Consider the following 10,353-nt stretch of genomic DNA (forward strand, 5'->3'; position numbering starts at 1 on the left):
TTGGAGCAATGGTGGACAAGTCTGAGTATAACTGAAAAGCAGCAACTAGAGAACATCCAAATTAAAGTTGATAATGGACCAGAAAATAGTGGAATAAGAAGGCAATTTTTGAAGAGAATGGTAGAGTTTGCCGACCAAACTAAGAAATCTATTCAATTACTATATTTTCCTCCTTATCACAGTAAATATAATCCCATAGAAAGATGTTGGGGAATTTTAGAGAGGCATTGGAACGGAACACTTCTGAGAAATGCTCAAACGATGTTAGCTTGGGTAAAAACTATGACATGGAAAGGCTTAAATCCGATAGTTAAGTTAAGTAAAAAAGTTTATCAAAAAGGCATTTCTTTAACGAAAAAAGAGATGAAGGAAATTGAGAAACGTTTAGAACGTAATCCTCACTTACCTAAATGGGATATTTTGATTAGACCCAGTTAGTCTAAAAAGTTAATAAGAGTGTAAAATTAAGTGAATTTCTTTTTTAAAAATAGTCAAAGCTAATTTAAAAGTTAGCGTATTTCTTTCTTTTAGATAGGGAGGTTTTTGTTCGCGGAAAGTATCCGCGAACAACTTTTTATTTTTCCCTTTTCGCTTATTTGAGATGTTCTACAAACAGATTCTGAGAATGGGTGGGAAACTTTTTCTTGGGAATCACCTAAAAGCCAACATCATTGCAGCAGTTACAACTGTAGTCTTTATTTCTGGGGTGCGAGTGGGGCTAGTGAGTCGAGTAAGATTTGGAGACAGTTGTGAAGCCGCAGTAGCAGAACTATTCAAGGATTTACCTAAGTCTAAGAATCATCGTTTATTGGTAGTAGATGCGGGAATTGCCACCCGCCAACAGTTTGCTGCGGCCAGCGACAAAGATGCTTTGTTAGGACGCTTACGCATAAATAGTAAACTGTGCTGTGCTCCACCTCCACGTCCATCCCAACCAGGGCCAGGTCGCCCCAGAAAACATGGGGAGATTCTTCATCCAGGATGGGACAGTCCAGAAATCCCCCCAGATGAGGATATTACAGCCATGCACCTTAAAGGAGAACTCCGTTTGAGACGATGGCAACAGCTACACTTTGAGGATGTTGCTGATACAGTATTGGATGTAGTCAGAATTGATCATCCTGACTATGAAAAACCTTTGTTGTTGGCAACCATTGCCCGAGAGCTAACTAGGGTTTGCTGAATAAAAGCAAAACCCTATTCTTTAAAAGGTTACACCCATATTCGCGATCGCAAAAAAGATCAGCTTTGTCGGCTACAAACCGCTATAATTGGTAGAAACACCTCCCAGTTGTTGGTCAAGAACAAATGTATCGAAAAGAGGAGCAACCTTTACCGCCCCCAGAAAAATTTGAATTACCTTTCGAGGGTAAATTGTCCCCCAATAATCGTTGGGTAATCATGGCAGAGTTGATACCTTGGGATGATTTTGAGGAAGAATATGCTAAACTTTTTTCAGCAGAAAAAGGTGCGCCAGCTAAACTATTTAGAATGGCATTAGGGACATTAATTATTAAGGAAAAATTAGGAACAAGTGATAGAGAAACTATAGAACAGATTAGAGAAAATCCCTATCTACAATACTTTATAGGTTTAAATTGTTATCAACAAGAGCCACCACTGGAATCTTCAATGCTAGTTCATTTTAGGAAAAGAATTGATGGAGAATTGATAAACAAAATCAATAAAAAAATAGTAAAAAGAGAAATAGACAAGAGTGATAAAGAAGTAAAAAAAAAGGATTGTCTCCAAGAAAAAGGAGAAAAAATAAAAAATAAAGGTAAACTAATTTTAGATGCGACTTGTGCGCCAGCAGACATCAAATACCCAACGGATTTAGGCATATTAAATCAAGCCAGAATTGAGACAGAAAGAATAATAGATAATCTTTATAAACCATTAAGAGTAAAATTGAGAAAAAAGCCGAGAACTTCTAGAATAATTGCTAGAAAGGAATACTTAAAAGTAGCTAAAAAACGAAAAGTATCTTATCAAGAAAGAAGAAAAGCTATCGGGAAACAGTTAAAATACCTTAAGAAAAATTTAGGAAATATAGAAGACTTAATTCAAGCTGGGGCTTCCCTGGAAAATCTGAGTAAAAGACAGAAAAATTGTCTAGAGACTATCAAAAAAGTTTATGAACAACAACAGTCAATGTGGGAGAATAAGACCCAGAGTGTTCCTCAAAGAATTGTAAGTTTAACTCAACCGCATATTCGTCCAATAGTGAGGGGAAAAGCAGGAAAACCAATAGAGTTTGGAGCTAAACTCTCAGTAAGCTGTGTAGATAACTATGTGTTTCTAGACAAAATAAGTTGGGAAAACTTCAATGAATCTTGTCATTTAAAAGAACAAGTAGAAAAGTATAAAGAAACGTTTGGCTATTATCCCGAATCTGTCCATGTAGATAAAATTTATCGAACTAGGGAAAACAGAAATTGGTGTAAGGAAAGAGGGATAAGAATCAGTGGTCCGAAGTTAGGAAGACCTCCGAAAAATGTCAGTGAAGAAGAAAAGAAACAAGCCCACTCCGATGAATGCTTCCGTAATGCTATTGAGGGAAAGTTTGGACAAGCTAAACGAAGATTTAGCCTAAATCTCGTGATGACAAAACTCCCTGAAACCTCCATTACATCTATTGCTATTACATTTTTAGTTGTCAATCTTTCTAAACTTCTGAGGCAGTTTTTGTCGCTTTTTTTGTCCTTATTTACTAATAATAGAACAGGGGAACTCATCAAACCGCCTTTCATTAATTTTGATTATACTTTAAACAATTTTTATGTACTAAAACTTATTGATTTGTCAGAAAATTCTTGGTCAAAAGTGGCATAAATTTTGGAGAAACTTTTTCAGCAAACCCTAAAATAGAGAATTAAGGTGATTTTAAAAACTCTCTTTCCATCTTTTTAGGGGATTTTAAATATTAAATAGCTTCATTCAGTTTCGGTTCCAATATAGATATCTAAGTAGCTTTCAGTTAGAGATTGAATGACTCGTTCTAATTCATCAATGAGATTTCTTCTAGTGAGTTTTTCTACAGCATCAATATGAGCAGAACTTCCGGCTCGTCCTAAATATTTATATTTGGTTTTTTTCTCATTATTAGTGGCCATAGGAAAAATTGATTCAGCAGACTGTAGTTTATAATACCAGTAGATTGTTCCCTTTCGATTAACCTGATAACGAATAATATGACAATTAGCTGGTGCTACTTCCCCTTCCCGTTCAATTTTCTTTATTTTCTGTTTAAGAGAGCGAATTAGACTCTTAATTTGTTTGGCTCTCAGGTGGACATCTTGACTGGTCTTAAGTTCGGAATGTGATGACATTAGCCTTAACTGTAACAAACAACCTCTTTTGAGGTTAGCGTATATATTCCGCTAATTTATAAGGTAATAAATTTTAAAAATGACCAAAAATGAAACGGCTACGTCTGTCGAGGAATTCCTGGTGTGGAGGTCTAACCTCTTCCAAGGACTAAAAGCTAGAAAAGAAACTATTATAGAATTACTCGATGCCCTCTCCAGTAACCAACAAGCTCACTCAGTCGTTGAATTGTCTCTCAATCCTTTATTTAGAAGAGATTATAACAGTTTATATAGAGGAATTCAAGAGTTTTTACCCACTCAAACTGACCCTAATTATGAACAGAGAATTGAGACTTTATTTTCAGCGGTATCGAGAACAATTCCTCCCACTTCAAAACATTATAACTTATTTGGTATTGACACAACTCCCTGTCCACGACCGTTTGCCGAAACGTTAGCGGATAAAACCTTTATTCATTACCCCAATCCAATTAAGGGAAATAAACCCATTAATATTGGACATTGTTATTCCGTTGTCTGCGCTTTACCTGACTAAATAGACACAGAAAAAGTCCCTTAGGCTGTCCCCTTATCAGGAGAGCGAGTCCCCTCTAAACATAAAGGAGTAAATCAAGGCAATCAACAACTAAAAAAAATCTGGCAAAGTTCTTTATTTTCTGATAAATTATCTGTCTTAGTGGCTGATAGTGACTACAGCCAAAAGGATTTTATTGGGGAACAAGTTAAGCATGAAGACGTAGTTACTATTACAAGAGTTAGAAGTGACCGAGTTTTTTATCGTCAATTTATTCGGGACCCAAATCAAGCCAAAACTTCGGGACATCCCCGTTGGTATGGGGATAAATTTGACCTTAAAGATGACCAAACTTGGACTGAACCTGATGAAGTTCATCATGTTCCCTTTACAACGAAAAAAGGTCGTCAATTAACAGTGACTATTTCGGGATGGAAACAGATGTTAATGAGAGGAACTAAAAACTATAAAATGAACAATCACCCCTTTACTTTACTCCAGATTGTTGTCAGAGATCAAGAAAGAAATAGTATTTGGAAACCTATGTGGCTTATTGTTATTGGTTCTCGGCGCGATGAGTTAAGTTTAGTTGATTGTTATCAGTGTTATCGACAACGTTATGACATGGAACATCTTTTTCGATTTGGTAAACAAAGATTATTGATGACATCTTATTTAACTCCCGATGTACATCATGAAGAAAATTGGTTTAAACTAACACTTCTTTCTTCTGTAAATTTGTGGGCTGCCAGAAAATTAGCTGTGGTTTTACCCCGTGATTGGGAACAGTATTTGAAGACTAATAAATCCATCAAAATCACCCCTAGTCTAGTTCAAAGAGACTTTTCAAGAATAATTACGACCTTGGGGACTTTCGCCAAATTTCCCAAACGTCGAGGTTTTTCTTCCGGACGTATTAAAGGTTACAAAAAAGCCCCACGAACTCGTCATGATGTTATCAAGAAAGGGAGCAAAAAATCAACTGAAAACTTAAAAGCTCCTTAGTTTTCCTCAGAATCTATAGATTAGCCCTATTTGTCAGCCAATTTTATTGACTGATACAGAGCCGATATTTTGGGATTTTAGTTTAGCGTAAAATATACGCTAACAAACTTTTTTTGTCCAAAGTCCAAGACTTAGAAAATAGAAAAATTTTAATTATGAATGATAATCAATACGAAAAAATTTATCAAGACTTAGGGTTTGAACCTGTAAATGATATTACTAATTTGACTATGGGTAGAACAGTAGCCAGTATTATAGAAAGTTATATCTATTCAAAAGGGATTACTAAAGATTTATTTAAAACGATAGGTAAAAAAAGTAATGCTGATTGGTTAAAAGATTCTAATACCACATCTAAATATTTAATGAAAGTAGATGGTGGTAGGTGTTTCAATAATAGACCATTAGAAATTACTGATAGTTGTGAACCTAATACATTCAGATTTATTGATGTCGATTTTAGCGGTGCTTATTCAGTGCCTCAAACTAAAATACCTTATCCTATCGGTAATCCTATTATTTTAGATTATCCATTAAGTGAATTAAAAAGCAGTCAACCCAACTATATGACCTTGAGAGAATTTCTTAAACAATTTAGGGATGAATTAGTACCTGGGTTATGGGTTGCTAGAGTAAGTCTAAAAGAAGGATATAAGTTAAAACATAGACAAGATATTTTTATGTCTTGGTTCCCAGGTAACATAAAAAAATATAAATCCGATACTGATAATCAAAGTGATAGTGATAACTATAATATTGACGATATGGGTTACTCGAAAATATTAACCAATGAAATTAATCTAGCTATTCTAAATCATGATTTATTAGAATGGATAGAAAATGTAGCATCAAGGAATCAAAGAAAAGAATTAATGGATAACTTATTAATTGTGACTGCTATTATTTACCCTAAAAGTTTTCAAGTTGATACAGTTGAGGAATTAAAAGAAAAATATAAAGATTATGAAGGTAACAATAGTTGTGAAATTATTTTTGATAAAGGAAAAGTTAGGAAAATAAACGAATTAGTCGAACCTTATTACTGGTTAGGTTTACCTTATGGTGATGACTTTATCAATAAAATGAAAGAATTAAGAAGTCAATATGATAAAGGTACTTCGTTAAATAGTTTGTATAAATTAAATATCAATACTGCTTATGGTGATATTGTTTCAAGGTTCTTTAATATTGGGAATGTGGTGTTAGGGAATAATATTACAGCTATGACTAGAACTGCTATGTGGTGTCTAGAAAAATGTTTTTATGGTTATCAATCAATTACTGATGGTTGTATTATTAACTTAGATACTTTACCTTGTGAGGTGCCAGGAAATAGATTAACAGGAGAAAATACGGTAACACCCCATAGATATTATTCCAAACAAATAAATTGGGTAAAAGATAAAGTATCAGTATCTGAAATGTTGAATAATAAAGATGGAAAAATAGAAACATGGTTAAAAGAAACCTTGATTAGTACCTTTCCTAATATTAGTTGTCTAGAATATTATGATATTGAAATTAAGAGTATAGCTGATAAGGTTATATTTCATGGTAACGCTAACTACTCTATGGATAATGTTATTCATGTAAAGGAAGTTAAAAAGCGTGGTGAAACAATAGAAGACTATTATGGAGGTGATTTTGTAGGGTATCATCATGGTTGTGCTTACAATGATATGGAAGATATTGATACTGAATTAACCCAACCAAAAAAAGAAATAAAATACGATGACCCTGTTTATAAAATGAGAAGTTATAAAAGAGAAGTTGAAGAGTATGATTGGGATAATTATGATGATTATGATATTGAATTATTTAAAAAAGATAAGAAAATAAATCTACACAAGTTATTTTTAAATAATTTAGCTAATAATCCTAATCAAGTAAAAAGATTAGAACCTATGACCTTATTTAAAATATTAAAACCTAAAGATGTAAAAAGAAGACAAAAATCTATAGGACAAACTAATAGAACTATAGGTGAACAAATAGACGTGCCTAGATTACCATTAGAAATTTCTATTAATCAGTTTCCATACAAGTACAGAAAACAATATGAACAATTTAAAAAAGAACACGAAAAATTAAAAGAAGATTATGGACAAGGGTTTGAGATGTATTTTATTAACAATGACGGAACATTAAATTATGAACTAGCCATAAGAACGATTGATAAAGCAATTAGTAAAGACGCTATGAGTTTTAAAAAATGGATTGAAAAAATACCTAAATTATCAACAGAAAAATCCCAACATCCTCATCTAGACCAAAAAAGAGAGTTAGAAGCTAATTTAGACTTTTCTTATACCTGGGATGATGACGATATCTAAATATACTCTCAGTGATGTCTAAAATCAAATTCAAGACGTTTTTACAGTGGTTTATGAGGTTATCATAAACCATTTTTTATAGACCTTAAAACGCAAATATGAAGGGTTAATGTTCATGTATTGTAGTACAAGTTATGATAGGTCAAAATTGGGGATATTTGGGGCAACATCTTCCCCTATATACTCAAATCACTTGTACTAACTTTTGAGTTAAAATCTTGATTATATAAGGGTTAGAAGGGTGTAAAAATCCTTAAAAACCTTGCGGTGTTATTACAAAAAAAGGATAAAAAAGCTTCTAACACCGCAAAAAATAAATCGCTGTAACCCTGATTATTTCGTTACCAACAAAATCGCTGTAACCCTGATTATTTGGTTAGAAAACTGTACTAATGTTTTCTTGTGTAGGGTGTTCTGATACTTGAAAATATTTTTAGAGTCTTTACAGACGATTCTCAAGGGTTTCATACGTACTATAAACCACCAATCATAGGTTAATTGGTGGCTACAGTACATAAAAATGGGTTTAATTGGTTTCTTTATCCTTCAATGAGTCAAAATCAATATTTTCCATTAATTCTCTGATTTTTTGCCATCGTGGTGAGGTCTTAGCTTTGGGGTTAGATTCATATTCGTCTCTCAAAGTAAAAATTATGTCTCTGAGTTCGAGTAGCCCGTTAATCCCGGATTTCTCACAAATTAATTTGAAAGCCCAATCCAGAGATGAAAAATGATAATTTTTAGGACTAATAGAAATTTTGAATATAGATGAATAAAAAAATTGACTTTGATTATCCAAAAATTGAGTTTAAGAGGGAATAATTATATTAACTTTTGATTTTCTCCACGATAAATAAGACTAAATGAAAGTATCAGTCAGTCAACAACTTATGATAGATATCTTTTTTAAAAAACAACTTATTCTACTTATCCAGTATTAGGAATAGTTTTAATTCTTTTGTTAGCAATAGATAAAATATCTTGATAAGGACAAGCACTAGCTATAGCGATAATAATTCTTCTACAACTAATCTTTATTCTGGCTCCCAACTTAAGAAGATTTAGACGTATTCTTCCCACAGTTGCTTTAGCCAATGAAGTTTTTTTAAAACAGTGTTGACGAAAAGCATTTATGAGAACATAAGCCCAGGAATGTATCCATAATCTTAGTTGATTACTTTGAAATGTTTGAGTTTAATTTCTATCAGCTAACAAGTCTAATTGTTGTTCTTTAATCCGATTTTCCATCTCGCCTCTCGGACAGTATTTTTTTGTATAAAGTTTTGAGGGTGGAATTTTTGAAGCGGGCAAAGATGTCACCACATGGCGCATTTTTAGTAATTGCTCACCGCAATAAAGAATCTGTCTTGACAACATAAAGGTAAAATCGGGGATTTTTATGTATAGTGGGGGTTATGACCACAAATGCTACCATTGATTCAAAGCTAGTTAGAGCTATCGCCGATGAACAGTTGGCGAAGAATGTCTTCATGATTGAGTGGCTAGTCAAGGCACAACAACAGTTATCTCTTCAACAAAGACTGATTGACCAGCAACAACAACAAATCTCTACACAACAGCAAGAAATTGAAAAATTGAAAGAAGAGAGAGATAAGCTAAAAAACCGTAACTCAAAAAACAGTTCAGTCCCCCCATCATCAGACCCACTAAAAAAGCCTTCTGACAAAAAGAAACGCAAAAAAGGATTTAAACGCGGACCAAAATATGACCACCCAGGGAAGACCCGTAATGGTTTTGGTCAGCCCGATAAGATAGTCACTTTAGAACTAGAAAACTGTCCTGTTTGTGGGGGTTCAGTGGAACGAGATGAAGTAGTTCCCGAAAAAGTCCAGCAAGTGGCTGAAGTAGTAGACCAACCCATAGAAATCAGGGAATATCGTCGCGGATTCTATAAATGTCCTAGTTGTGGATGGTCAGATTACAGTCCCGTTCCATTGGGAGTTAAAGAAGGATTCAGTTATGGGGCGCGATTAAGTAGCATCGTGGGCTGGCTTGGCTATGGGGGTAATCTTACATGGCGTAAACAGGAACATTTTATAGAGTATGTCTTTGGCATTCCCATTTCTCAAGGGAGCCTTGCCAAAATGCACAAATGGTTTCAAGAAAGTTTAGAACCCTTGACCCAACAGTGGTTAAAGTACATCCAGCAGCCAGGAATCCGATGTGTTGACGAAACCAGTTATTGCATCGATGGCATCAAGTATTGGGTTTGGGTAGTCACATCAAATGAGGTCTGTGTGTTGATGTTGGCTCCCACTAGAAGCTCCGCAGAAGTCGAGAAATTGTTAGGAGCAGATTTTAAGGGCATCCTCACCAGTGACTGCTATAGTGCCTACTTTAGACAAAGTGCGATGGCCAAACAGAAATGTCTGGCACATTTAGAACGAGAGTTAGAGTCCCTTAAAACCAGTCGTTTTCAAGCGAATCGAGAATTTGCTGCCGATGTACAGCAAGTTTTAGCAACCGCCCGTATCCATTATCGTCATTATCATGCTCGAAATTTAACCCTTGAAGACTTAGGCTCCAAAAGAACAGAAGTCGAGAACTCACTGCAAAAGATTTTTAAAGCAACTCCCAAAAAAGGATGGCCTTATGATGCACAAAGATTGATTAACCGTCTCAAACGTCATTGGGAAGAGTGGTTCACCTTTCTAACTTATCCTGAAGTCAAACCAGATAATAATGATGCTGAGAGAGCTTTACGTCCCATTGTCATTCACCGCAAAGTAAGTGGGGGAGCAAGAAGCGACTGGGGTGCAGAGTTAGTCACCCAAATGTTCAGTTTTTTAGAGACCATGAGATTACAGGGGCAAAATGCCATTGTCCAATTATGCGAATTATTTTCATTAGCTGGTCGGAGTCCCCCAGGATTAGAGATGTAAAAGGCTCCGGAGCCGATGGGGGATAGATTTTTCTTGATCGCCCTATCTCTCTGCACAAAAATACACAGGATTAGCGGATAATCTCCGCTAACAAAAAACTATCTTACTATTTTTTTTCTCATATTGTTGTTTTTATTTGAGGTTTTTAAAAGACTTGATTCTGGAAATGTTAGTCATTAAAATAGCCGTAATAAATTAGCTTAAATTTTACGCTAAATCACAGGGCTTATATTTTTGTTGACTCAACTGATGTTGTTTGTAGTGCT

Annotated in this window: 6 protein-coding genes and 2 pseudogenes; 6 read left to right on the top strand and 2 right to left on the bottom strand. The window is 34.6% G+C overall.

What is annotated here, in order from left to right; genetic code table 11:
• The 3 genes from CWATDRAFT_RS26515 to CWATDRAFT_RS26525 form a co-directional block, all read left to right on the top strand.
• Positions 1-438: ISAzo13-like element transposase-related protein (locus tag CWATDRAFT_RS26515; protein ID WP_081451019.1), on the top strand; the 438-nt coding region annotated here is incomplete at its 5' end.
• 187 nt (positions 439-625) lie between these two features.
• A complete protein-coding gene (locus CWATDRAFT_RS26520) occupies positions 626-1,183 on the top strand; it encodes a hypothetical protein (protein ID WP_232287210.1) in 558 nt (185 codons plus the stop codon).
• A gap of 125 nt (positions 1,184-1,308) precedes the next feature.
• Positions 1,309-2,835 carry an IS5-like element ISCwa2 family transposase gene (locus CWATDRAFT_RS26525; RefSeq protein ID WP_007307891.1) on the top strand — a complete coding sequence of 509 codons (1,527 nt, stop codon included), beginning with the start codon at positions 1,309-1,311 and terminating at the stop codon, positions 2,833-2,835.
• Between the two features lie 101 nt (positions 2,836-2,936).
• Here the strand turns inward: CWATDRAFT_RS26525 and CWATDRAFT_RS26530 are convergent, their stop codons facing one another.
• Positions 2,937-3,332: a hypothetical protein gene (locus tag CWATDRAFT_RS26530; RefSeq protein WP_007304123.1), complete on the bottom strand. Its 396-nt coding sequence runs from the start codon at positions 3,330-3,332 to the stop codon at positions 2,937-2,939.
• Positions 3,333-3,411: 79 nt separating this feature from the next.
• On the opposite strand from CWATDRAFT_RS26530, the pseudogene CWATDRAFT_RS40580 reads away from it, so the two are divergent.
• Both CWATDRAFT_RS40580 and CWATDRAFT_RS26545 read left to right on the top strand, forming a co-directional pair.
• Positions 3,412-4,851: pseudogene (locus CWATDRAFT_RS40580) on the top strand (NF041680 family putative transposase).
• Between the two features lie 113 nt (positions 4,852-4,964).
• The gene (locus CWATDRAFT_RS26545; protein ID WP_007307893.1) at positions 4,965-7,184 is read left to right on the top strand and encodes a hypothetical protein; all 2,220 of its coding nucleotides are present in this window, start codon (positions 4,965-4,967) and stop codon (positions 7,182-7,184) included.
• Positions 7,185-8,111: 927 nt separating this feature from the next.
• Here CWATDRAFT_RS26545 and CWATDRAFT_RS34730 read toward each other — a convergent pair.
• Positions 8,112-8,534: pseudogene (locus tag CWATDRAFT_RS34730) on the bottom strand (transposase); the annotation flags it as partial.
• A 56-nt stretch (positions 8,535-8,590) separates the two neighbouring features.
• Between CWATDRAFT_RS34730 and CWATDRAFT_RS26560 the strand changes: the two are divergent.
• Complete coding sequence (locus CWATDRAFT_RS26560; RefSeq protein WP_007307894.1) at positions 8,591-10,087, top strand: IS66-like element ISCwa4 family transposase; 1,497 nt, start codon at positions 8,591-8,593, stop codon at positions 10,085-10,087.
• Positions 10,088-10,353 lie beyond the last annotated feature (266 nt).

The sequence above is a fragment of the Crocosphaera watsonii WH 8501 genome (genome assembly GCF_000167195.1).
Classification (GTDB): Bacteria; Cyanobacteriota; Cyanobacteriia; order Cyanobacteriales; family Microcystaceae; genus Crocosphaera; species Crocosphaera watsonii.